The organism is bacterium (assembly GCA_041649255.1).
Taxonomy (GTDB): domain Bacteria; phylum Hydrothermota; class UBA3073; order JACQXS01; family JAQTXJ01; genus JAQTXJ01.
This window is the reverse complement of the sequence record JBAZNK010000013.1, coordinates 51,602-76,813: the sequence shown is the minus strand read 5'-3', so window position 1 is coordinate 76,813 and position 25,212 is coordinate 51,602. Positions and strand designations below refer to the sequence as shown.

Here is a 25,212-nt window from a genome sequence, read left to right as displayed (position 1 = left end):
TGTTATCTTTTTTATCGGAAAAATTTAAACTTATAAAAAAATAACCTTTCAACTTGTTTCGCCAAGAATGTTTCTAAAAAGATTAAAAGAATTTGATTTCATTCTCTTATTGTTAAGTTTTCTAATAATTGGAAGTGGATTAACTACAGTTTATAGTGCAAATCAAACTCTTTTCTACAAACAGTGTATATGGGTAAGTGTTGGGCTTATAGGCTGTTTGGCGTTTTACCTTTTCCCGCTAAAATATTTAAATATGTTTTCGAGTATATTTTACGTTGCTTCAATTTTTTTATTAATTGTTGTTCGTCTTGTAGGAAGTGGCCCAGGTGGAACTCACAGATGGCTCAAATTAGGCTTTTTTCAGCTTCAAGGTTCTGAAGTTGCAAAACTTGGCACTATTTTTTTGATCGCAAGTTTTATGTCAAATAAAAAATTTGAGGTAAAAAAATTACGAAACCTTATTGTTCCCATAGTTCTTTGTTTGCTACCTTGTTTGCTCATATTAATAGAACCGGACCTTGGTAGTTCTCTTGTTTTTATTTTTCTTGCCGGGTTTCTGCCTTTTTATAAAGGGACGCCATGGTTATATCTTTTTACTCTTGTGTCTCCGGTTATTGCGATTATTGCAGGCGCACATTGGATATCTCTTGCAATATATTTAATTCTTATGTTACTAATATTATACTGGAGGAGAGTTCCGTTAAATGAAATTATTACAATATTTTTGATTAACCTAATATGCGGAAGTTTAACCCCTATTGTGTGGAATCATTTTTTAAAACCGTACCAGAAAATGCGAATAGAGAGTTTTATTGTGCCTTCTAAAGATCCACAGGGTATGGGGTGGCAAATAAAACAATCTAAAATTGCCATAGGTTCGGGTGGACTTTTAGGAAAAGGGTTTATGCAAGGCACACAAAAAGGATTTGATTTTTTACCTGAAGCGCATACTGATTTTATTTTTGCGGTTGTATCTGAAGAATTTGGTTTTGTTGGATGCTTCGCATTGCTTTTTTTCTTCTTTTTGTTGGTGCTAAAAAGTATCCTAATTGCAAAAGCTTCTCGTTCAAATTTTAATCGGTATCTTGCTATAGGTATAGCAGGAATTATCGTTTTTCAGGTAATAGTAAATACAGGTATGGCAGCCGGTGTTATGCCGGTTGTAGGTGTCCCATTGCCATTTGTAAGTTATGGGGGGTCGAATATGTTAGTCTCCCTTGCAATGATTGGGTTAATGCTAAATATCTATGCCCATAGATATGAATATTAACAATATTTCAATAAATAATTCATATTGTATTTGCCCTTTTGAAATTATAAGAATTATCCAGGAATAACAAAAATCCCCTAGTCTTTTTATACTTGACATATTCGTTCTTTTGCTTATGTTGAAGATACTTTATAACGTAGATTAATTATATGTAAAGAAGGGAGGCGTAGATGTCAGCAAAAATTATAAAAGGCATTGAAGTGGCGGCTCTGGTCAGAGAAGAATTAAAAGTAAGAGTTCAAAAATTAAAAGAAAAAGGCATAACCCCGGGCTTGGGAGTTGTATTAGTTGGCGAAGATCCGGCTTCCGTCTCTTATGTTACCGCAAAAGCAAAAGGTTCTGCCGAAATCGGTATTTTTGAACAAACTATTAATTTCCCCGCAGATGTCCCTGAAGAAGAAGTCTTAAAAACCGTTGATAGACTTAATAAAGACCCAAGATTTAATGGTTTTTTAGTTCAATTGCCTTTGCCTAAACATATTAGTACCGATAAAATAATTAATTTTATTTCTCCTGAAAAAGATGCGGATGGGTTTCACCCGATAAATGTTGGCAAATTATTAAGAGGAGAACCTTGCCCCTTGCCCTGTACGCCTTATGGAGTTTTACAATTACTCGTAAGAAGTGGATATAGTCCGGAAGGAAAACACGTAGTGGTTTGCGGTAGGAGTAATATTGTCGGAAAACCACTCGCAGCTCTCCTTATACAAAAGAAAAAAGGCGCTAATGCTACGGTAACGATTTGTCATACGGGAACCAAGGATTTACATTATTTTACAAAACAGGCAGACATTTTGGTTGCAGCTATGGGTGTCCCCAAAGCAATAACTGCAGATATGATTCGAGAAGGTTGCGTAGTTATTGATGTTGGAGTAAATAGAGTTCCTGATCCTACTGCTACGAAAGGCTTTAGACTTGTCGGAGATTGCGATTTTGAAGCAATGAAGGAAAAAGCAGAAGCTATTACACCGGTGCCCGGAGGCGTCGGCCCAATGACCGTTACTATGTTGCTTATGAATACGGTAGAATCCGCTGAGAGAACGGCAGGTTTACTTTAAATGAACATTTTATTATACGTTTTAGGAACATATAACTAGGAGGAAAGATGGCTGTAAAAAGAAGATATCCTGTGCCAAGTGATATTGATATCGCACAGGAAACAGAACTCTTACCAATAATAGATATTGCAAAGAAGATGGGGATTAAAGATAATGAAATTGAGCCTTATGGAAAATATATGGCAAAAATTGATTACGCTGGGGTTCTGGAAAGATTAAAAAATCGACCTAATGGAAAATTTATTACGGTAACGGCAATTACGCCTACTCCACTTGGGGAAGGAAAGACGGTTACAAGTCTTGGTATCGGACAGGCTATGGCTAAACTTGGAGTTAATGTATGCAATGCATTGCGCGAACCTTCCAAGGGACCAACTTTTGGTATTAAAGGCGGAGCTTGCGGTGGAGGATACTCTCAAATGCTTCCCATGGAAAATATTAATCTTCATTTTACGGGTGATATTCATGCCGTTGAAACAGCTCATAACTTATGCGCTGCGGCAATAGATACAAGTATTTTATTAAAAAATCCTCTTAATATTGACCCCTTGAGTGTAACATGGCCAAGATGTGTTGACCTTAATGACAGGGCATTAAGAGATATAATAGTCGGAATTGGTGGAAAACTTAATGGATATCCTCGTCAAACAGGGTATTCTATTACTGTAGCTACTGAAACCGCAGCTATTCATGCTCTTACTAGCGGATTAGCTGATTTAAGAAAAAGATTGGGAAGAATAGTTATTGGTTTTACTTATGATGGCAAACCGGTTACTTGTGAAGACTTAAAAGTCGCAGGAGCTATGACCGCATTGCTGGTAGATGCGATTAAACCGAATTTAGTTCAATCAACGGAAAATCATCCCGTTATTTGTAGTGGATTCCCATTTGCTAATGTAGCACACGGGAACAATTCCGCGCTTGCCAGTCTTGTCGGCTTAAAACTTTGTGATTATGTAGTTAGTGAAAGTGGATTCGGCGCAGATTGCGGATTTGCTAAATTAATGGATGTAAAATTACGCCAAACCCCGGGTTTAACAGTAGATTGCGCAGTTATCGTTTCATCTGTCCGCGCTCTTAAACAACATGGCGGTGCTTTCCACATGAGACCGGGAATGTCTTATTCCAAGATTAAAGAATTTGCTGAAAAAGAAAATTTACCCGCTCTTGAAGCAGGTTGTAGATCCAATCTTGCTGCCCATATAAATATAGTTAAATCTTATGGGGTTAATGCTGTAGTGGCTATTAACAAGTTTACTTCAGATACTGATAAAGAAGTTGAATTGATTCGTAAACTTGCCATTGAATTAGGTGCTGACGATGCAGTTCCACATAATGCATGGGGAGAAGGCGGAGAAGGCGCTATTGATTTGGCCAAAGCAGTAATCAAAGCCGCAGATAAACCATCGAAAATCAAATTCCTATACTCGGAAGAAGCTTCTATAAAGGAAAAAATAGAAGCTACTGCGAAAACACTTTACGGCGCTGATGGTGTTGATTATGAACCGGCTGCCGAAACGAAAATTAAATTGTATACTGAACTCGGATACAATAAATTAACTCTTAATATGGCTAAAACACATCTTTCATTAACCCATGATCCATCTATTCTTGGTGCTCCTAAAGGATGGCGTTTAAAAGTGCGCGATATAAAAGCTTGTGTTGGTGCAGGATTTTTATACCCGCTTACGGGAAATTTCCCGACTATGCCAGGTTTATCGTCTGACCCGGCATTCAAAAGAGTCGATGTTGACCTGAAAACAGGAAGAATACAGGGATTATTTTAAAAATAAAGTTGCTCTATACAGTTTAAAAGGGGAAAAGTTTACTTTTCCCCTTTTCTATTATGTGAACTTCTTGGACGATAAAATGAAGGATAAACTCAAATAATCTATTATAGCGGTTTTGTATGAAATATATAATCCTCTAATTCTCTGTCTTTTTCAAAAAAGATTTGAAGCAAAAATTCTATCGTTGCTAAAAAGAGCAATTTAGAAGAATTATCCTGTTTCCCTGCTTTATGTAAATAAAATAAATTTTCAATATATTTCCTATCAAAGAACTCGTTCATCCTTGCTTCTTTATTAAGCACCGTTTTTTCTAAAAAGGAAGAAAAATTTTCGTTGTTTCTTATCCAGTCAGAGAAAAATACATACCCGTGATGGTTTGGCAAAGATATTTTCCCGGAAGATAGGTTACATATAAGATTCTTTGCTCTCTGTTTCCCGACTTGATATGATAAGCCAAGTTTCCATAAATATGTTGGGAAGTAAAGAGGCAACATCGTTTTTTGATATGCTATTTTCGATAAATCCGGAGACAGAACTTCCATAAATTTCCGATAAAGCCTATGGTAAAATCTGGTTTCCGGAGGTACTTTTAATGCGATATCTACAAACGCATTATCCGACGAAGGGCAAGAGAACTCCATCAATCGGCTGTTGGAATAAGTAAATCTTGTTCGGAAAAAATAATTGTCGACAGTATTTGTCAAATCTTTATCATAGGATTTTTCCCATTCTACTTTGTAAGATGAATGCACTGATTCATTAATTTTGTTTTTATAAGTGGAATTAAATAATTTGTTTATTTCGTGCTGATCAAACAAGCGAGACCAATTGAATAACTTATCAAATAATTGCGGATGCGATTCACACCCTTTTAGTGCGCGTCGCGAAAATCTACCACTCAAAAGAATGTCCGTTGCGAAACCACCTATGTAAACATCCGATATCTTTTTTATTCTATCGTATATCGGAAAAAAATAACTTACACCAATATGCTGCCGCCCTTCACTTAAATAAACTATCTTTTCAGAATTATTTATGATGCTTTGGGGGGATACGTTCTCTGTTATAAATTTTAGATTGCACTTGTCTGCTACTTTTCTTGCTATAACCATCTCGTCACATGATTTTTCGCCAAAACAAAGAGCGAAAACTTTTTCCCTGTTTTCTTTGTTTATTGCTCCTACAATGCATCTTGAGTCCAATCCTCCGCTAAGCTCCATACAGTACCTTAGGTTGTCCTCTAATTGCATATTTATGCCTGTGCGGAAAGTTTCTACTAACTCTTCAACATATCTTTTTTCGGAAATGTTGTAATCGCATTGATACTTAAACTCCCAGTATTTTTTTAGGTGAATCTTATTTTTGTCGTAAATAAGTATTGTTCCGGCAGGCAAAAGATGTATCCCTTCAAAAATAGTCTTGTCTCCCAAAAACATTCCAAAAGAAAGATATTCCCCCAACGCTTCCATATTTATCGTTCTATTTAAACCTGCTTGTAAAATTGATTTTGCTTCCGGCGAGAATGCAAATCTCTCTCCTTGTAAACTATAATAATAAGGAAAAAACCCATACCTGTCGTTTGCAAGAATTATTTTTTTACTTTTTAACTCGTAAATTGCGATAAAAAATGTTCCGTTTAAGGATTTTACAAATTCAATACCATTCTTTTCGTACGATGCTAAACAAAACTCGGCATCATTCTCGGTGCCGGGATAAATTTTACCATCCAAAAACAAAACTATATCCCTTTTTTGGTTAAATACGGGTTGAGGGGAGGGATTAAATACTCCGAAATGAATTCTGCTAATATATATATTTCCTTCTTCATATTTGTCTGTTTTATACCAATTCTCATGTTTCAACAAATCTATCATTTTGTTGAAATTTGTTCTTTCATCTTTTTTTGAGAAAATTCCAACAATTCCCGGCATAAGTTTTATCTAAACTATTTATTCATTAAAATAGATTTTTTTGGGCATATTTTCTTATAAACTCAAATTAAGCGTAATACTTACTAATCCTCGGTAATAAACTAGCTTCCTTCAAGTAAAAATAATGGTTTAACTAAGTAAGTCAAGTTTTTTAATTCCGTATATAGTATTTCGTTCTAATGTCCCGATATCTCTATTATTTTAACAAATTTTCTTCCTTCTCTAAAGAAATAAAGAAACCTATTGACTTTTTTATTTTTATAGCTATTCTAAACAGTTATTTTTAGGTTTTATAAATTCTTTTTATGAAAGTTGCCCGTAATACTTTTTTCTTATATATTTCATTTATTTTAAGTGCCGTTCTAGGTTTCTTACAAATCAAAATCTTATCGCTCTATCTTAGTCCCAACGAATTAGGCACGTTTTTTACCCTTAGCGCTTTCGGACAACTTATTTCAGGGATTCTCCTTCTCGGTATTCCTTTTGTCCTCGTCCGGTATTTACCTAAATTCCATGCTATAGAGGATAGGAAAAAACTGTCTTCCCTGTTTATTTCTTTGTCGGGATGTTATCTTTTAATCACTCTTTTGGTATATATAATACTCTTCTTCTTTGGGTATAGATTAGGGCTTTTCATTTACAAGGATGTCACAATAGGAACATATCTCGCTTTTAGTTATATTGCTTTTTCAGTGGTCGCTTATTTTACACTTATTTTTACTGCCTTTAATGGATTACGAAAGATGCACTACTCTACCCTGTTAAATTTGTTTTATCTACTATCGTTAACGTTATTGATATTTTTATTCCGTAATTATTTGTCTTCCCATGTTTTACTTATGATTTATATGTTTGCATCTTCCATTAGTATTGTACTGGGATTGATTTTATTGTTTAATCAAATTAAATGCTTGTCTTTTAATCCTGCATCATCCTTAAAAGAAATACTTCCTTACTGGAAATATGCTATCTTTCTGGGACTTTTGGTTTCTCTCACTTACTTCCTGGATAGATTAATTATAGGGTATTTTCTTGGTATGCAATTTGTTGCTATGTTTGCTATGGCAGATAAAGTGACAAGTTTTGCAAGGCGAATCCTAGATATCCCACTGGAAGCTGCAAGTCCGGAAATTACCTACTACTGGGAACAGGGCGAAAAGAGTGTTCTGGGACAAAAATTAGAATTGCTTATAAAATTACTTTTCGTTATAAGTATAATATTTGTAATCATAATTTTAACGGGAGGAAAACTTATCTTAAGAACCTTATCTACTCAAGCTTATTCAGGCGCTTTTTCTACCGTATGTTTCCTGGGAATCTCTATCCTTCTTTCCGCTGTATATGCTCCAATATCTACGGCTATGAGGGCTACCGGGAAAATTATATTTAACTTGATATCCTCCATTATATGGGTTTTGGTATACATAATATGTGTTACGATTTTAATCCAAAAATTCCAAATCGCAGGCGTGGGTATGGCTTACTTGATAGCTACTTTTGCTACTTTAATATATAATATTGTATGGGTAGCTCAACTCCATACTTCGTTGAAATTTAATCCCCTATTTTTCTATAAAATAATAGGGACTGGCGTTATTATCGGGTTAATAACCTATTTTACTTTCAGAGTGCCTTATTTTAGTGACCATAAAATAGAACTTATTATGCTAAGCGCTTTTGTAACCGTATCCTACGGGTTATTTCTTCTTAATCCCTCACTATTCTCTTCTTTGGAAAAACAACAAATGCGCTCTTTGTTCAAAAGCTTTTTGCCATGAAACTATGTGTTCTTGGAGATGCAAGTTATCCTCACGCCGGGAATTGGGTGAATTATTTTAAGAGTCGTGGGGCAGAAGTTTATCTGATTTCCTTGCAAAAAAGTATCGGGACATCCGGAATAGAGCATACTATCCCATCAAAACAATTACCCGGATTTCTTAAATACCCTTTATCAATTGGTAAAATTGCTTCTCTTATTAAATCTATTAACCCGGATATTATAAATGCTCACTTTGTTCCCAATTATGGTTTCGTATCCGCTATTATTGGATATAGACCCCTTGTTGTTTCCTGCTTTGGCTCGGATGTTCTTGAGCCGCCTCGTAAGGGAATTTTTAGAAAAGCAAGAATAAAATACACACTGAATAAGGCCGACCTTGTTACTACTGATGGGAAAATTCTCAAAGATGCTGTCAATAAATTTGGTATTCCGTATAGCCGCATCTTAAATGTCCCTATTGGTATAGATACGCCTGTTTTTAAGCCACTTAAAAAAACATTGCCTCCTAAAGTCGTATATATGCGAAGGCTTGAATATGTCTGCAACCCAGAACTCTTTGTTAATGCGCTTCCTGCCGTGATCTCTCAGTGCAACGTTAAACCCGTAATGCTTGATATGGGATCCTATCGAGATAAAATATTTTCTCTTGTTAAAAAATTAGGGATTGAATCTAAAATAGAATTTGTGCCCTTTCTTTCAGAACAAAGACTCGCAAAGCTGTTAGGAGAGGCTTCCGTATACGTATCTACTTCTTTTTCGGATTCTACTTCCGTTACTTTATTGGAAGCTATGTCTTGTGGCGCTTTCCCGGTTGTAACGGATATTATAGGTAATAAAGAATGGATTAAAGATGGCGTTAATGGTTACCTGACACCTCTAAATGATCCGATAAAACTCGCAGGCAAGATTATTAAAGCGCTTTCTAATCCCTTGTTAATGGAAAAAGCATCTCTTAAAAATACTGAAATTATAAGAAGATATGGTGATAGATATGAAAATATGGGAATAGTAGAATCAGCATTCCTTGACATAATAAAGAAGTATAAAAATAAATGAAAAAATGGACCATTGCATAAATCTGCTGGTAACCTTGACAGTGATGAAAAACTTCATACTATGACTCAAATAATAAGAAAACTCGTAAAAAATACTGCTTTTAATACTGTCGGATATTTCTGGAGTCTTCTTGTTAGTTTTTTCCTTACGCCGTATATTATTATTAATATTGGAGTAGCAAATTTTGGTATATGGGCAATTATCGGAGCAGTAATATCCTATTTTAGTTTGGCTGATGTTGCCGTTCACCAGCCTCTTATTAAATATATTGCCGAATTTCACGCAAAAAAAGAACATTACGAAATAAATAAAATAATAAATGTTGTTTTTCTTATCTGTTTGCTTTTATCAATACTTATTCTTGTTGTCGGGCTTTTACTTGTAAATCCTATTCTTGGTTTTTTCAAAATTACCCCGGAACTTAAAGCTAATGCCTTTTTCGCGTTTAAATTAGGGCTAATTGCTTTTGGTATAAAAAATTTATTTAGTGTTTTTCATACTTTATTGGTTGGGTTACAAAGATTTGGCATAATTAATAAGATTAATATTTATGTATCGATATTAAATATTGCAGGAACTATACTGTTCCTAGAAAAGGGTTATGGACTCCAAGGAATTATGCTAAACGCTTTAATAATTACCATAATTGACAGTTTGATAGTCTTAATTGTTTCTATAAAAATTTATCCTCCCTTAAAATTGTTTTCCTGCTCTTTAAATAAAGATGTTTTCAAAAAAATATTAAGTTTTGGTATCGTTGTTAGAATAACGGAATTAGCAGGTTTTATAAACGACTCTATTGATAAATTATTGATTGGTCATTTCCTTTCTATAAACATGGTAGGTTTTTTTGAAATTGGACAAAGGGCAGTTAATAAATTCAGAAGCTTGTTATTTTGTCTTATTGCACCAATTATGCCAGCCACTTCGGAAATTTCTACCTCGCATAAAAAAGAAGAATTGGTTAATTTTTACATTAAAGGAACAAGATATTTTAATTTTATAATTTTTCCCTGTATGCTTTTTTTGTTCCTTACCGCAGGAATGTTTATGTTTTTGTGGATGGGATATTCACTTGGACCTAATCACCGTATCCCTATTGGTGTAATGCGTATCCTGATAGCAGGTATGACCGTTAATTTTATTACTGCTATGGGATATAATATTGCTATCGGTGTCGGGAAACCTGATATCCCGTTGAAATCCGGACTTGTTATGTTAACCTTAAATATCGGATTGTCTATCCCCTTGATAATAAAATACGGATTCTGGGGAACAATAGTTGGAGGCGCTATTGCTGTTTTTATCGGCTCTATAGTATTTATTGCCCTTTTTAATAAATGGCTGAACATTAGTAATTTTTTCTTCTTTAAACATACGATAGCAATACCACTAATTGCTACTATAGTTGCGGGATTGGTTACTTATCTTGGTCGTATGGGAACGCTTCTCTTCTATTTGGAATTTTTTTCCCGTTTGAAAGGGTTTGAAATATTTATAGTATCCGGCATTGTTTTTATGGGCGTTTATTTGTATATCGTATTAAGAAGTAATTATTTTAACAAATCAGAAATAACTTTCCTTAAAAATATATGGCTACGAAAGTTTTCATCATAATCTTAAACTGGAACGGGAAGAATGATACTATTGAGTGCTTGAATTCACTCAATTCTACTTTGGCATCATCCCCGGATTACATATCCCGGGGCGAAACGTGGGGCAAAATTCTTGTTGTAGATAATGCCTCTACTGACAATTCATTGCGGCTTATTGTTGAAAAATTCCCTTCCGTACAAATAATTGAGAACAAAACTAATCTTGGATTTGCAGGTGGAATGAATATTGGAATAAAAGAAGCAATTAAAGATAATTCAAAATATGTCCTATTGCTTAACCAGGATATAATAGTAAATAAAAATTTCTTAAATAAACTGGTAGATTTAGCCGAATCAGACTCAAAGATAGGCATTGTCGGCCCTAAAATATATTATTTCAATTCATTAAAGAAAATATGGGCAATAGGAATAAGATTTGTTGCAGGAATAATACGGGAAGCAAAAGTCCCTTATTGCGGTACGGAACTTATAGGATGTAATGAGATGGATAATGAGCAATACGATGATCTAAAAGAAGTAGAAAGTATCCCCGGATGTTGTATGTTAATACGGACGGAAGTAATAAGAAAAATCGGGCTTATGGATGAATCTTTCTTCCTGATACACGAGGATGATGATTATTGCCTAAGCGCAAGAGAAGCAGGCTACAAAGTTTGTGTCTCGCCTGAATCCGTTATCTGGCACAAAATATCAACAAGTTTCCGTTTGCTTACGGAAAAGATAAATGAATATTCCGAGAGTAATACGGATTTAATCTATTACTGGCATAGAAATTGGCTTTGGGTTTTAAGAAAACATTTTGAAAAAAAAGTTTTCTTTAAGGTTTTTGGTACATATATTTTCAGGTTATTTCCAATTAGGGTTTACGAGCTTCTACGGGATAGGAAATTAAAATCTAATATAATATACGCTTATATGCGGGCATTTAGAGACGGACTCCTATCATGAAAATTCTCTCCTGTTTTTTCTTTGACATTTAATGCTAGTTAATTAGTATAATAAATATGGATAAACAAACAACTATCACCGCCGGGGTGGGATGTTCCATGCGTGTAGCAATGTATTATAACAATAACGATGTTCGAATAGAAAAACTACCTATCCCAAAAATAACCGAAAATGAGCTTCTCGTAAAGATAATCGCTAGTGGCATCTGTGGAAGCGATGTTATGGAATGGTATAGAATCAAAAAAGCCCCGAGAGTATTAGGACACGAAATATCAGGAATCGTAACTGAGGTGGGGAAGAGGGTTCAAAAATTCAAAAAGGGGGATAGAGTTTTTGTATCCCATCATATTCCCTGTTATAAATGCAAATATTGTCTCAGCGGACATCATACGCTGTGTGAAACTCTCAGAACTACAAATTTTGATCCGGGTGGGTTTTCCGAATACATACGAGTTCCGCAGATAAATATCAAATGCAAAGGAGTATATGTTATACCCGATAAAATGACCTTTGAAGATGCAACTTTTATCGAGCCGTTAGCCTGTGTTATGCGAGGCCAGCGTATGGCAAATGTTCAAAAAGGAAATACCGTTATTGTCATAGGTAGCGGAATCTCAGGGTTGCTCCATATTCAACTGGCAAAACTAAAAGGCGCTAAAAGAATTATCGCAACGGATGTAGACGAATACAGGTTGAAAATGGCAAAAAAATTTGGTGCAGACGTAGTAATAAATGCGAAGAAAAATGTTCCTCAGATATTACTTAAAGAAAATAATAATAACTTTGCCGACAGGGTTATTATTTGCGCAGGAAGTGTTTCCGCTTTTGTTCAGGGACTTCAATGTGTTGAAAAACAGGGATGGATTCTATTCTTTGCGCCTCCCGAGCCCGGTGTACAAATCCCATTTCCGCTTTTTGATTTATGGAATAAAGATGTAACTATGGTTAGCACTTATGCCGCAGTAGAACAGGATTTTAAAGAATCAATAGAAATCATTAAAAATAATAAAATTAATGTTAAAGATATGATAACTCACATATTACCATTAGAGCAAACGCTAAAAGGATTTCAGTTGGTAAATAATGCAAGAAAATCAATAAAAGTAATTATCAAACCGTAAGTTTGCTGTATAAGAAAATTGATAAGGAGGAGCAGTGAATAAAATGACGATTTTCATCATAGTATTATTGATAAATGTGTCTTCGGCATTCGGAATATATGTTCCAGTAGAGGAATCTACCGTAGAGACCGTTGAAGAATTGAAACTCAGGGGGTTTAATTTAATCTCTTCATCGGATATAAAAAATTACTTCATACAAAAATCCGCAATGGATAAAGCTCCCGATTGGCTGAAATCAAGAATAACTCAGCCTCTGTTTACGATTAAATCTACTAAAGATAGTATAAACTATACAAAGATAAGGTTATTCATCCCCTATGAGAAACCACCCTTCAGTATGATTGTCCAGCCTATCATAAAACTTGGGAATGAAAATATCTGGCCTACGGCAAAATTCAAAGATAAATTTGCGGCAGATTATGAAAGGGCTTTTATAAAATTTGATAACTCTGTTTTTGAAGCTACATTCGGCAGGGAAAGATTTGCGATGGGACCATCTACAAGATATAATTTGTTGTTATCAGGAAATGCACCTTCTTTAGATGCTTTTTTTATGGCTTATAACGGCGGCAGATTTAAACTCTCCTTTCTGTTTTCAAGACTTGATAATATTATTGATGAAAATTTGAGTTTTATGGGGGATACCATTCACAGTGATACTTTGAATGCAAGACGCTTTATGTCAATGCGAAGGTTGGAATACGCTCCGTTTAGAAGAGTGCAAATTGGGTTTACGGAAGCAGTTATATATGGTGGTGAAAATGCAATCCCTGACTTATATTACCTTAATCCGGTGGCTTTAAGCTATCCTTACGAATTTATTCACACGGAAATGGACCACAATATATTATGGGATATAGATATGAAGATAAATCTCAACTCTTTTGCCGTATACGGTGAATTTCTAATGGATGATTTTCAGTATGGGAAAGATGAACAGGGCGAACCAAATCATATCGGTGGACTTGTTGGAGTCAGGGGAGTCGACCCTCTGAAAATGAAGAAAACATTTTTCCAGTTAGAATACGTAAAGATAAGTAGATGGGCATATAATCACTTTCACCCCTGGCAAAGATATGAATACCGGGGCTACCCGTTAGGCTATCCCTCGGGCCCGGACATTGAAGAACTGTTTGCGAAATTCACATTCCATGCAAAACCATCCCTTGACTTATATACAAGCGTAACGTATACGACAAAAGGAGCCGCTTCAATAAACGATACTTGGCCTATTACTGAAGCTCCAAGAGTAGAAAATGAAAAATTCCCGAGTAATAACTTTATGCTAAGTCCCATAAGTAAATGCTTAAATATAAAAACGGGAACAACCGTTATAAGAAACATTCACAAATGGCAGTTGAAAGTAGATACGGAAATTTGCGAGCTTAGAACTAACAAAGAAACAATCTTTGGCGGAAACATTAATGCATCATTTAATAAACGGTAGTATCTAATTCAAAAGGCTTGTCTAAATTTGGAGTATTATTTGAAGAAGAACAAAGGATAAGCTTGTTTATCTGTAGAACTTATGAACTGCTTTTTGAGAAACATCTTCAAAGGCTTCTTTTAAACATTCCGACAAAGTAGGATGCGGATATATTAGTTCTCCCAATTCAGCTGCTTTTAATTGTTTTTGCACTGCTATTACTCCAAGCATAATGAGGTCCGATGCATGCGGCCCGATGACCTGCATTCCTTTTACTATCCCGTCTTTATCAGATACTATTTTGGTGAAACCTTCAGTATCATCACTGCATAATGCTTTTCCTACTCCCTGGAAATTGTATTTACCCGTTTTTCCGCCTTCTACTTCAGCTTCAAATTTCCCTACGCATGCTATTTCAGGACTGCAAAATATGCAATTGGGAACTGCGCTGTAATCCATCTTTTTGTTTTCTCCGCATATGTTTTCTACCGCAATGACGGCTTCCTGCGATGCTTTGTGCGCAAGTAAAGGCTGTCCTGCAACGTCTCCCGCTGCATAAATTCCGGGAATATTTGTTCTCATATACTCGTCAACACTTACACTCTTTCTGTTAAATGTTAGTCCTATGTTTTGTAATTGTTCCGTATTTGGGGTTCTTCCGCAAACTACAAATACCTTTTCTGCATTTACCTTTTCTCCGTTCGAAAGAATGCAAACCTGTTCTTTATCGTTTTGAGAAATGCTTTCTACTTTCGTGGCTTCAAATATTTTTACTCCCTGGGATTCTAATTTTTTCTTTACTAACATAGTTATATCATTGTCCTTTACTTCAGGTAGTATTTTAGGCAGCATTTCTATTATCGTGACTTTTGTTCCAAGCCCGCAAAAAATGTTTGCCAATTCTATTCCTATTACACCGCCCCCTATAATCGCTATACTTTGCGGCAAGGCTTGTAAATTTAATGTGTCTTCGGAGTCCAGTGTGTTTATGTGGTCTATACTAAATGGAAGAAAAGGGTTTGACCCTGTGCAGATTATTGTAGATTTTGCTTTAAGTTCGTTGTCTCCAATCGTAATACATCCCGGCTCTTTTATTATTCCGGTCCCCTGTATGACTTCTACTTTATATTGCTTCAGTAAAAAATTGACTCCGGAAACCAATTTTTTTACAACTCCTGCTTTCCGTTGTATTATTTTAAGAAAGTCGAAATTTCCCGTTCCGGATTCTATGCCAAATCTTTGAGCATTTTTTACCGTTCGTAATGCATCTACGGAAGCGATAATTGCTTTAGTTGGGATACATCCCTGATTAAGGCAAACCCCACCAATGTCTTTTTTTTCTATAAGACAGACTGTTTTACCAAGTCGAGCGCCTTTAAGTGCGGCGACATAACCTGCGGGACCACTACCCAATATAGCAATATCAAACTCTTGCATAAAATTGATGTTTTTGTCCCGACTATATCGGGGTTATTATGTAAAACTAAAGCCTGTTAATCTTTTTAGAAGGTATTTAATCTTCTATTATGATAGCTTGTGTCGGGCATGAATCAGCGGCTTCTTTGCAGTTGGTTTCGTTACAAGCTTCCAAATTGATTACGTGTGCTTTTTCATCTTCCTGTATCTGGAAAACGTCCGGACATAAAGACTCACATACTCCACATCCTGTACAGGTTTCCTTATCTATTCCTATACGCATCTTTCCTCCCTATTTTTCTAAACTTAATTGCATTTAGTTAGCATTAAGAATTATAAGTGTCAAGTTTTATTTATATACCATCTTTCTTATTTTTTTAACACAGGTGGCTTTACCAAAAAAGTTAACATTGCGATTACCAGACATAGAACTCCTACGACAACAAATATTAACGAGTAATTATTGTTTGTTGACTGCAAAACTTTTGGTGCAAAAAGATTGCTAAGCAATCCGCCGAAACCATAAGCAGTGAATACAAAGCCATAATTTACTCCCGAATTTTTTGTCCCATAATAGTCGGCAGTAATTGCAGGGAAAATAGCTAAGTACCCGCCAAAACATAAACCAACCAATGAAATACCAATCCAGAAGTAAGCAGGAAATACGGGAATGATATTTAATAAAAGTATTGTTATCCCGCAAATAATGAATATTAAAAACAAAGCCTTAATTCTTCCGATAGAATCAGATATTTTTCCCCAGAATATTCTACCGACGGCATTAAATATTCCAAGTACCATTACTCCAACCGTAGCAAGGCTTACCGAAAGTTTTCCTATATCCTGGCCAATCGGTGAAGCTTGTCCTATAATCATAAGTCCTGCTGCGCAACCTATGAAATACATTATCCAGATAAGATAAAATTCTTTTGTTTTTAACATTTCCTGGAAAGAAAAATCGTGCTTTGTTACACCGGTTTTTGCAGATGGTTTGAACCCTTCCGGAAGCCAACCAACAGGAGGATTCTTTAAGAATTGAGCCCCGATAATAACAATTATAAGAAAAATTATGCCGAGTGTAATAAATGTAAAGCCGACTCCTTGAGATGCAATAAGAGACTTTGCGATAGGCGCAAAAACAAGAGATGCTGCGCCAAAACCAAATACCGATATCCCGGTAATTAAACCTCGCATATCGGGAAACCATTTTACACCGGTAGCTATTGGGCACCCATAAGCAAGACCTACACCAATACCGCCAATTACTCCATAAGAAATGGCAATGCCAACGATGGTTTTGGATAAACCTGCTAAAATAAGACCAATACCTAATAAAATACCTCCCGTCGTAGCAACGACTTTCGGTCCTTTTTTATCCTGCCACCTTCCCCCGACGATTGTAGAAAGGGCAAAAAATACAAGTACTAATGCAAATGGTAAACTTGCCTGTGTTAAAGAAAAATTAAAAGGTTCCGCCTGTAACGGTTTGCGGAATACACTCCACGTGTATATTGCTCCAAGGCACATTTGAATTAAAATTCCACCTACAACTACCGACCAGCGATTCGTTTTTTTATCGCTATTCATCTTTCTCCTCCCTTGCTAAATTTTGTACCGACAAAAACTTTAAAATAATTATCCTGAAATTATACTTTAAATGTTATCTGTCAAGGAATAATTCCAACGAAGTTAACTAAATAAATCGGTAACAACTTCGTATTAACTATTCTATTGGAGGTTCGGTACGAAACAAACAAATTTAGCAAAATTCATTGACAATTAAGGTATAAGATTTTATACAAAGATGTAATAACGATTCAAAACCTATATTTGTTTAGGAGGGATATATGTTAAATTTATTAATATTTTCAATTGTACTTAGATTGTCTCCGCAGCTTGAAGCCAAACTTGATTCGTCGGGTTTTGTTATAGTGCCCAGCAGTGAAAGAAATATTTACGATATTTATGAACATTGTAAAAAAGCTAATCAGCCTGTTGTTGTTACTACTGACATTATATTCCATACTACACATTTAGCTTACGATTACTCTTTAAGAACAGCAGAAATAACATCTTTGCTCCCTAAACTCGATACTCTTACCCTTGGAATGTTAAATGCCAATCTCAATCAACTAAAACAGGCAAAAAACGAGATAATGAAATCGGCTCTCAGCGATAATGTAGCATTCTTTGGAGTAGCGGCAAAATTGTTGGAATTAGAAATACCCGATAATATTCCGGATGAAGTAAAAGAAAAAATAAATAGCGAATTAAAATTAATCAAAGAACACAGGGGTATAAGGGAATCTCCCATTTTCGGATACAAAGAAGACTATACTCAATATGTTCCACGGGGCCATTATACAAGAAATTATAAATTTGAAAACTATTTCAAAACAATGATGTGGTACGGTAGAATCGGATTCTATCTGAAACCGCATCCCTCTATGTATCCTGATGATATGCTTATAGACCCGGTAAAAGAAGGCATTAAGCTTACAAGAAGTGCTATCCTTATAACAAAAACAATTAAAGCATCAAGCAACCTGACGAGATTATGGAAAGAAATTTATAAACCTACCATATCCTTTGTTGGGAAAGCAGATGACCTTACCATTGAAGATTATTCTAAACTCATAAAAGATGTTAATATCCCGCAAGATAAATCCATACTCCTATTTATAGCAAAAGCAAACAAACTTGCTTCTCCTAAAATTGTCTCGATTGTAACGGAGAGTGACGATTCTCTGGAGTTGAAAAACTTCAGGTTAATGGGACAAAGATTTATTTTTGATACGTATGCATTCCAGAATCTTGTCTATCCTAAAGTATGCAAATATCTTCCAAATAAACAAAAAAAGGCAACGGATACGATTCTTCCTTTTACTGCCGAAAAAACACCTGTCGGAATAACGAGATGTTTCCCGAGAGGGCTTGATTTAATGTCTGTATTTGGTAGCAAAACTGCAGCAAGCATAATTTACAATAGTGGTGATGCAAACTATGAAAATTATAAAGAACAATCCGTAAAGATGAAGAATTACTTTGATTATCTTTCCGTGCCGGAATGGAAATCAAACCTGTATTCCCAATGGTTATACTCTATCAGGTTGCTTTTAAATGATAAACACTCTAATTGTCCGTCATTTATGCTTTCTAATGAATGGGAATTAAAAGAACTCAATTCTGTTCTCGGCAGTTGGGCGGAACTTAAACATGATGCAATACTTTATGCAAAAGAAAGTTATACTTTGATGACTACCTCAATGCCAAGGACTCCTGAATTTACTAAAGGCTGGGTTGAACCTTATCCCGAAGTTTATAAAGAACTTTCGGATATGATAACCAAACTTTCAACTATAACGGATTATCCGACGAAAATAAAAAATAAACTAACCAATTACGCCGATATATTAACACAATTATCCGAAATTTCAGAAAAAGAATTGACCGGAAAACCATTAACGAAAAAAGAGTCTGACCTTATATGGAATATTGGAAGTACGCTCAAAGGCATGACGATATTTCCCGATGAAATTATGAAACAAATTACTTCCGGAACAGATGATGAAATGGCTATAATTGCGGATGTGCATACTGACCCGAACTCGAGACAGGTTCTCGAGGAAGCAGTCGGGTATGCAAATACCATTTATGTTAGATTACCTGCTTCGGCTCCGGATAAAGCAGATGAATCCACGCTTATGGGTGGAGTGTTCTCTTATTATGAATTTAAAGCTCCTATGGATGGCCGTTATACGGATGAAAAATGGCAGCAGGAATTGAAAAGCAGACAGGTTCCATTACAAGATTGGTTCTCTCCGCTAATAAGAGAATATTAAATTAATATAATCTGTCCGAAAAAGCAGAAATTTATATTTCTTGACGCTTTAGTATTAAGTATGTAAGTTAAACTTTATATGCATCGCGTAATCCTTAATCTGGGACCTATTTCAATAACTTCCTGGGGACTTTCACTTGCCCTTGCTTTTTTTATAGGTATCTGGCTTGTAGATAAAAGGGCACAGAAATACAATATCTCCCGTCCTGTAATTGCAGACCTTTGTTTCCTGATAATAATTGCCAGTGTTGTCGGGGCAAGGGGCGCATATATAATCGAAAATTTCAAATACTATGCCAAAGATCCTATAGAAATATTCAAAATATGGGAAGGTGGAATGATTCTTTACGGCGGTGTTTTAGTTGCCATTCTGTGCGGGGTTATTTTCCTTAAACGCAAGCACGTAAACGTTTTAAATATAATGGATATATTCGCCCCGATAGTCGCTATGGGAATTGGAATCGGCAGGTTAGGTTGTTTCTTTAACGGCTGTTGTTTCGGTAGACCTACAAACCTGCCATGGGGAGTCGTTTTCCCTTCGGATTCGCCGGCCGGTTGCGCATTCGAATCAGGGACACACATTCATCCGGCTCAAATATACGAAAGCTTAATCGGGTTTTGTATCTTTGGGTTCCTTTTATTACTTGAAAAAATAGTTCCCTCAATAACAAAGAAAAGCAAAGGATATCTATTCTGGATATTATTGATTTTATATTCTATCTGGAGATTTTTCATAGATTATATAAGATATTATGAATCGAATGCGTATGTATTTGCCGGATTTACTCACGGACAAGTTGTGTCTATAGGTATGTTTTTGGTAAGCATTATAATTATTATATTAGTCAGCAGTAAAAAAACTAGTACTCGTTAACTTTTACTGCAGACCTGCCTGCCGGCAGGTAAGATTTTTAAAATCTTGATAATCTGCGAAGATCTGCGTCCTAAAAAAGATTTTTTCTTATAAAATGAAAAAAGTTGCCTGTCTTATGAGTGGTGGAGTGGATTCATCCGTAGCCTGCGCAATACTGAAAGAACAGGGATTTGATGTAATCGGATTTACATTAAAACTTTGGAATGATGGTTCAAAATGCTGCGATACAAAAGATATTTATGATGCAAGAAGAATCGCAGACCGTTTGAATATTCCTCACTATCTTATAAATATGGAAAAAGAATTCAAAGAAAACGTAATAGATTATTTTGTTTCGGAATACACAAAAGGCAGAACTCCCAATCCTTGTGTAATTTGCAATCAAAAAATCAAGCTTGGGAAATTTATGGAAAGAATATGCAATTCGGCCCTTCCTGACGGACAGTCAGGTATAGACTTTATCGCTACCGGACACTATGCGCAGGTTTGCCATACAAATAATAGATATATCCTTAAAAAAAGCAAAGCTCTATTGAAAGACCAGTCGTATTTCCTTGCACAATTGTCACAGGATTCGTTGGCTAAAGTAATTTTTCCGCTCGCCGGGTTAAAAAAAATGGAAGTAAAACAAAAAGCAATTGAACTCAACTTAAATCTGGAGAACAAAAAAGAATCACAGGAAATATGTTTTATCCCCGACAATGACCATATAAGCTTTATTGGTAAATATAAACAAATTATCCCCGGCGAAATAACTGATAAAACAGGAAAAGTTCTTGGACTCCATCCCGGCATTTCTAAATACACTATAGGTCAACGAAAAGGGATAAAACTGTCGGCGAAAAACCCATTATATGTTATAGAAATCAATGCAGATAAAAATAGAATTATTGTCGGCGAAAATGACGATTTATACATAAAAGATATGCTTATAGATAACTTAAATTGGATAAGCGTTGAAAATCCGGTTTTACCGATGTCCGTGAGCGTTAAAATAAGATACAATCAAATACCCGTAGAGGCAGAATTATTAGCGTCAGAAAAAGAAACGGATGTTATTGTAAAATTTGATTCTCCTCAACGAGCAGTTACTCCCGGACAACTCGCAGTGTTTTATAAAGAAGATACCGTCATAGGAAGCGGATGGATAAAGAAAACCAAAAGAATCTAAGCTTTTGCTATTACTACGGCATATACATCTTCTGCGCCTGCTTTATATAACTCGCGAGAACATTCATCCAGAGTCGCTCCCGTTGTACACACATCATCAACAATTAATATTCTTTTATTTTTTACCGTATCCGAATTTATTACTTTAAAAGCTCCTTTAACATTTAATATTCTTTTTTCTTCTCTTGCCTCTTTATCCATATCTTTAATGGAGTAATATTTTTGCGGTTGGGTTCGTTTCACCTGAATCAAAACATCACTTATCATTGGAATATCCGTTATTTTTGAGATTTCGGTTGCCAAAATTTCACTTTGATTGAATCCCCTGTGTCGTCTTACTACCATATGTATAGGAACGGGGATAATAACATCCGCAGAAAAAATAAACTCATCCTGTTTGATAAGAACTGCCATAAGAGATGCAAGTCTTTTCCCGAGAGAAAATTTTTGCCTGTTTTTGAATAACAATACGAAATCTCTTGTAATATCGCTGTATTCACTCAATGCGATTAATCTTGTGAACTGGTGCGGATTTTTTATACAGTCATTACATACGTTCTCGCTCTTTGTCGGTTTTCCACACCTCGCGCAAAAAGGAGGGACAATAACGGGAATACCATTAAAACATTCGTTGCATACTACTTTCTCATCCGGTTCAAGATACTTTTTACATATACTGCAATGAGGAGGAAAAATGAAATTCAGTAAATTGTGTAAAAAACCCATACGTTTCGAAAAAAATTAATACTAAGATTGTTTAACTTTATTATTTATTAGTTAGAGTTCGTGATTCGTGGAGTCTCTAACTTACTTAACTTTTTGGTAACGATGCTAGTATAAAAAGATAAGGGAGGACTCTTTTTAAAGAACCCTCCCTTAGATTTTCAAGTTTATTTTACTCTGCTTCTTAATTTTGTACCGGGTTGGAATCTTGGAACTTTTTTTGCAGGGACACTAATTGTAGCGCCTGTTCTTGGATTTCTGGCTTTTCTGGCGGCTCTCTTTTTAATTGAGAATGTTCCGAATCCTACGAGTGTAACTTTTTCTCCCCTTATGAGTGCATTAACGATTTCATTTGTAAAGGTAGTAACTGCCATTTCCGCCTTTCTTTTTGTGATTTCGCACCCACCGGCGATTTTTTCCACAAGGTCTGCCTTTTTCATTTTCCCCCCCCTCTTACTTACGTTTGTTTTCGGACAATGTTTCCCGAAAACATAGTTTTAATAGGCCTTTTCGCTTCAAGCGAAATAATTATTATGTCACACTCTTATAACTTAGTATTTATTTGTCAAGTATTTTCTTGTCTCGTTATTCTTGCGGGAATGTTGCTTTGGTTGTGCTAAATCAGTCGAATTTGGGAGTAGTATTGGGGCTATTGATCTTTTTGTCATAAAATAAAATACCCCTTGACAAAAAAGCAATAAAATATCATATATATAATATAAAAAGTAAAGGATATGTGGATTTGTGTTGTAAAATATAGGTTTATCATCTGAAGGAGGGTGATTGAATATGAAAAAGTTCTTGTATATATTATTGTTGTGTTTAGTGCCGATGGGGTCTATTTTAAATGCTAAAAGTGTTACTTTATCGGAAGTGCAGCAGGCGATTAAGGCTAAAGGTGCAAAATGGACTGCCGGGCATACTTCTGTGTCTGACTTTACGGATGAAGAAAAAGCAAAACTATGTAGTAATATTCCGGTTATTCGTTCTGAGGTTCCCACGGAACATATATATAAAGGGGTTGTAAAGGGGAATCTAAAAGCCTCTATAGACTGGCGTAGTTATAACGGGAAGAACTGGATGACTCCCGTAAAAAACCAGGGGAATTGTGGTTCTTGCTGGGCTTTTTGCACTGTTGCGGGTTGTGAAGCACGCTGGAAAATCTCTTATAATAAACCTGATACTACCATAGATTTATCCGAACAAACGCTGGTTTCTTGCGACAACAATAATAACGGATGCAGCGGCGGCAGAACGGATTATGCTGCGAATTTTGTAAGAGTAACCGGGCTTCCGGATGAAGCTTGTTTCACGTACCAGCAATCCAGCAGTTCGACTGAAGCTCCATGCAGCCAGAGGTGTTCAAATTGGACGTCACGAGTAGTTAAAGCTTATGATTGGGATTTGATAGATATGACGGGAAATTATACTTCCGTATACAAACAGAAATTAGCAGAAGGTCCTATGGCTTGCGCGGTAACTGCAAGTAAAGACTTCTTCTATTATCTGGGTGGAGTTTACAGCCCTGTCCTTACGGATAGTGGAGAAAAAACGACGCTTTATAATCACGGGGTAACGTTGTGTGGATACGATGATTCTCAAGGCGCATGGCTTATAAAAAATTCTTGGGGAACAGGTTGGGGAAGTGCCGGATATGGTTGGATTTCTTATGGCTCGGAAGAAAGCGTGGGACCAGGATATCCTACCTATCTTATTATGGCAAACAATACTGCTCCTAATGTATACTTAAGCAATAAAACGGCAACGGAGGCTACTGATAATATATGGGACCCGGGAGAACAGGTTAGCGTAGTTTTAAATCTTGGAAATTTAGGCGTTAGCGCTACGGGTGTTGTGGCGACTATAGCTACTGCAAATGGTAACATCTCTATAAATACGAATTCTGCAAGTTTTGGTTCAATAGCTAATGGTGGGTCTGCGAGTAATACATCTTCTCCTTACAGAGCAACGGCAAGCGCCGGGGCTTCAACTCCGCAGGATATATCTTTTAGTTTGCATATTACTGCAAGTGGCGGGTACGTTAAAGATACTTCTTTTGTAGTGCCGTTGGGTTGTAAAACCGGGACTCAGGTAACATCATTTTCTCCGCCATCGGGAACCGTTTACGGGCTTGCATTTGATGGGACCAATTTATGGGCATCCCTTGTATATACAAATCGTATAGCCAAACTTAATCCTACGACCGGCGCGCAGATTAGTTATATAAACACGCCGAACGGTGATACCTGTACGGATATATGTTGGTCCAAAACGGATAACACTTTATGGGTTCACAGTAAGAGCGGCAAAAAGATTTACAAAGTGAATCCTTCAAACGGAGCAATTATTACTTCTTTTGCTTCTCCCGCAACATATCCTACGGGTTTAGCTTTTGACGGCACCTATTTATGGGCAGTCGATATGTCGGGATATAGGATATATAAGGTAAGCACAACCGGGACGGTGTTGTCTAATTTTGCCATTCCTTTAACCCCACCGACTTTGAACCAATATGCGGCTCGTTGTCTGGCTTACGAGCCTCGCGCTGCCGGCGGTGGGAACTTGCTTTTGCTTATGACTTACTTTGCGCAGACGGGAGTTGCGCCTGACTCAGTCGTGGTATGGGAATTGACAAAAACAGGCGGGATAGTTATGAATCATCGGATTACCGTTCCCCCACAAAACGGCAGGGCAATAGAACTTAATCCTTATACCGATGAATACTTTGTAAATAGTGAAACTCCTACGACCGTCTACAAAGTAAAGGGATGTTTTTATGGGCCTATGGTAGGAGCGGAAGAAGGCAATATGTCAAAGGACATACAAACTCTTGTCATTGCGCCTAACCCATCTCAATCTAGGGTATCCGTTAGTTTTAGTTTGCCAAAGACTGCAAAAATAACAATAAACATCTACGATAAATCCGGCGGGTTTGTTTACACTCTTGCAGATAAAGAACTTAAAGCGGGCAAACATAATATTAAGTGGGATGGCAGGGATATTAACGGTAAACAGGTTTCCGCGGGAACTTATTTCTATAGGATGAACTTTGAAGGGTGCTCATCCTGCACGAACACTAAGAAAGCCATTATAATAGAATAATATAAAATATTAAAAAAAGGGCGGGTTTTACCCGCCCTTTTTTTATTCTTCAGTGCAATTTCTTATCCGTGCAAATCCCTGCCTACCGGC

The 25,212-nt window shown here is 36.1% G+C and carries 19 protein-coding genes; 13 read left to right on the top strand and 6 right to left on the bottom strand.

What is annotated here, in order from left to right; genetic code table 11:
• Nucleotides 1-67 precede the first annotated feature (67 nt).
• The 3 genes from rodA to WC614_09700 all read left to right on the top strand — a co-directional run bounded on the left by rodA (nt 68) and on the right by WC614_09700 (nt 4,115).
• Nucleotides 68-1,270 (top strand): rod shape-determining protein RodA, encoded by a 1,203-nt coding sequence (gene rodA, locus WC614_09710; protein ID MFA5033285.1) that lies wholly within the window; start codon nt 68-70, stop codon nt 1,268-1,270.
• A 170-nt stretch (nt 1,271-1,440) separates the two neighbouring features.
• Complete coding sequence (locus WC614_09705) at nt 1,441-2,328, top strand: tetrahydrofolate dehydrogenase/cyclohydrolase catalytic domain-containing protein (GenBank protein ID MFA5033284.1); 888 nt, start codon at nt 1,441-1,443, stop codon at nt 2,326-2,328.
• A 47-nt stretch (nt 2,329-2,375) separates the two neighbouring features.
• Nucleotides 2,376-4,115 carry a formate--tetrahydrofolate ligase gene (locus WC614_09700; GenBank protein ID MFA5033283.1) on the top strand — a complete coding sequence of 580 codons (1,740 nt, stop codon included), beginning with the start codon at nt 2,376-2,378 and terminating at the stop codon, nt 4,113-4,115.
• A 107-nt stretch (nt 4,116-4,222) separates the two neighbouring features.
• On the opposite strand, the gene WC614_09695 is transcribed toward WC614_09700, so the two are convergent.
• The gene (locus tag WC614_09695; GenBank protein ID MFA5033282.1) at nt 4,223-5,992 is read right to left on the bottom strand and encodes an asparagine synthase-related protein; all 1,770 of its coding nucleotides are present in this window, start codon (nt 5,990-5,992) and stop codon (nt 4,223-4,225) included.
• A 362-nt stretch (nt 5,993-6,354) separates the two neighbouring features.
• Between WC614_09695 and WC614_09690 the strand changes: the two genes are divergently transcribed.
• From WC614_09690 to WC614_09665, 6 genes are read left to right on the top strand one after another with little or no spacing between them, the layout of a single operon-like run.
• On the top strand, nt 6,355-7,827 hold the full coding sequence (locus tag WC614_09690; protein MFA5033281.1) for an oligosaccharide flippase family protein: 1,473 nt from the start codon (nt 6,355-6,357) through the stop codon (nt 7,825-7,827).
• On the top strand, nt 7,824-8,885 hold the full coding sequence (locus WC614_09685; GenBank protein MFA5033280.1) for a glycosyltransferase family 4 protein: 1,062 nt from the start codon (nt 7,824-7,826) through the stop codon (nt 8,883-8,885). Before WC614_09690 ends, WC614_09685 begins: the two co-directional genes overlap by 4 nt.
• Before the next feature lie 60 nt (nt 8,886-8,945).
• Nucleotides 8,946-10,502 carry an oligosaccharide flippase family protein gene (locus tag WC614_09680; protein MFA5033279.1) on the top strand — a complete coding sequence of 519 codons (1,557 nt, stop codon included), beginning with the start codon at nt 8,946-8,948 and terminating at the stop codon, nt 10,500-10,502.
• Nucleotides 10,478-11,449 (top strand): glycosyltransferase family 2 protein, encoded by a 972-nt coding sequence (locus WC614_09675; protein ID MFA5033278.1) that lies wholly within the window; start codon nt 10,478-10,480, stop codon nt 11,447-11,449. Before WC614_09680 ends, WC614_09675 begins: the two co-directional genes overlap by 25 nt.
• Nucleotides 11,450-11,505: 56 nt before the next feature.
• Nucleotides 11,506-12,570: a zinc-dependent dehydrogenase gene (locus tag WC614_09670; GenBank protein MFA5033277.1), complete on the top strand. Its 1,065-nt coding sequence runs from the start codon at nt 11,506-11,508 to the stop codon at nt 12,568-12,570.
• Nucleotides 12,571-12,613: 43 nt separating this feature from the next.
• A complete protein-coding gene (locus tag WC614_09665; protein ID MFA5033276.1) occupies nt 12,614-14,017 on the top strand; it encodes a capsule assembly Wzi family protein in 1,404 nt (467 codons plus the stop codon).
• 66 nt (nt 14,018-14,083) lie between these two features.
• Here WC614_09665 and lpdA read toward each other — a convergent pair whose 3' ends face one another.
• From lpdA to WC614_09650, 3 genes are all read right to left on the bottom strand, one after another.
• Nucleotides 14,084-15,433, bottom strand: a complete 1,350-nt coding sequence (gene lpdA / locus WC614_09660) for a dihydrolipoyl dehydrogenase (protein MFA5033275.1) — start codon at nt 15,431-15,433, stop codon at nt 14,084-14,086.
• A gap of 76 nt (nt 15,434-15,509) precedes the next feature.
• The gene (locus tag WC614_09655) at nt 15,510-15,695 is read right to left on the bottom strand and encodes a ferredoxin (protein MFA5033274.1); all 186 of its coding nucleotides are present in this window, start codon (nt 15,693-15,695) and stop codon (nt 15,510-15,512) included.
• Between the two features lie 86 nt (nt 15,696-15,781).
• Nucleotides 15,782-16,999: an OFA family MFS transporter gene (locus tag WC614_09650; protein ID MFA5033273.1), complete on the bottom strand. Its 1,218-nt coding sequence runs from the start codon at nt 16,997-16,999 to the stop codon at nt 15,782-15,784.
• Nucleotides 17,000-17,259: 260 nt separating this feature from the next.
• Between WC614_09650 and WC614_09645 the strand changes: the two genes are divergently transcribed.
• The 3 genes from WC614_09645 to mnmA all read left to right on the top strand — a co-directional run bounded on the left by WC614_09645 (nt 17,260) and on the right by mnmA (nt 21,298).
• Nucleotides 17,260-19,254 carry a DUF3160 domain-containing protein gene (locus WC614_09645; protein MFA5033272.1) on the top strand — a complete coding sequence of 665 codons (1,995 nt, stop codon included), beginning with the start codon at nt 17,260-17,262 and terminating at the stop codon, nt 19,252-19,254.
• Nucleotides 19,255-19,332: 78 nt separating this feature from the next.
• The gene (lgt, locus tag WC614_09640) at nt 19,333-20,127 is read left to right on the top strand and encodes a prolipoprotein diacylglyceryl transferase (GenBank protein MFA5033271.1); all 795 of its coding nucleotides are present in this window, start codon (nt 19,333-19,335) and stop codon (nt 20,125-20,127) included.
• A gap of 94 nt (nt 20,128-20,221) precedes the next feature.
• Nucleotides 20,222-21,298, top strand: a complete 1,077-nt coding sequence (gene mnmA, locus WC614_09635) for a tRNA 2-thiouridine(34) synthase MnmA (GenBank protein ID MFA5033270.1) — start codon at nt 20,222-20,224, stop codon at nt 21,296-21,298.
• Here the strand turns inward: mnmA and WC614_09630 are convergent.
• Nucleotides 21,295-22,023: a ComF family protein gene (locus tag WC614_09630; protein ID MFA5033269.1), complete on the bottom strand. Its 729-nt coding sequence runs from the start codon at nt 22,021-22,023 to the stop codon at nt 21,295-21,297. The two genes, mnmA and WC614_09630, sit on opposite strands and share 4 nt — an antisense overlap.
• Nucleotides 22,024-22,187: 164 nt before the next feature.
• Complete coding sequence (locus WC614_09625; GenBank protein ID MFA5033268.1) at nt 22,188-22,460, bottom strand: HU family DNA-binding protein; 273 nt, start codon at nt 22,458-22,460, stop codon at nt 22,188-22,190.
• Between the two features lie 349 nt (nt 22,461-22,809).
• Between WC614_09625 and WC614_09620 the strand changes: the two genes are divergently transcribed.
• Nucleotides 22,810-25,122 (top strand): C1 family peptidase, encoded by a 2,313-nt coding sequence (locus WC614_09620; protein ID MFA5033267.1) that lies wholly within the window; start codon nt 22,810-22,812, stop codon nt 25,120-25,122.
• Nucleotides 25,123-25,212: the final 90 nt, after the last annotated feature.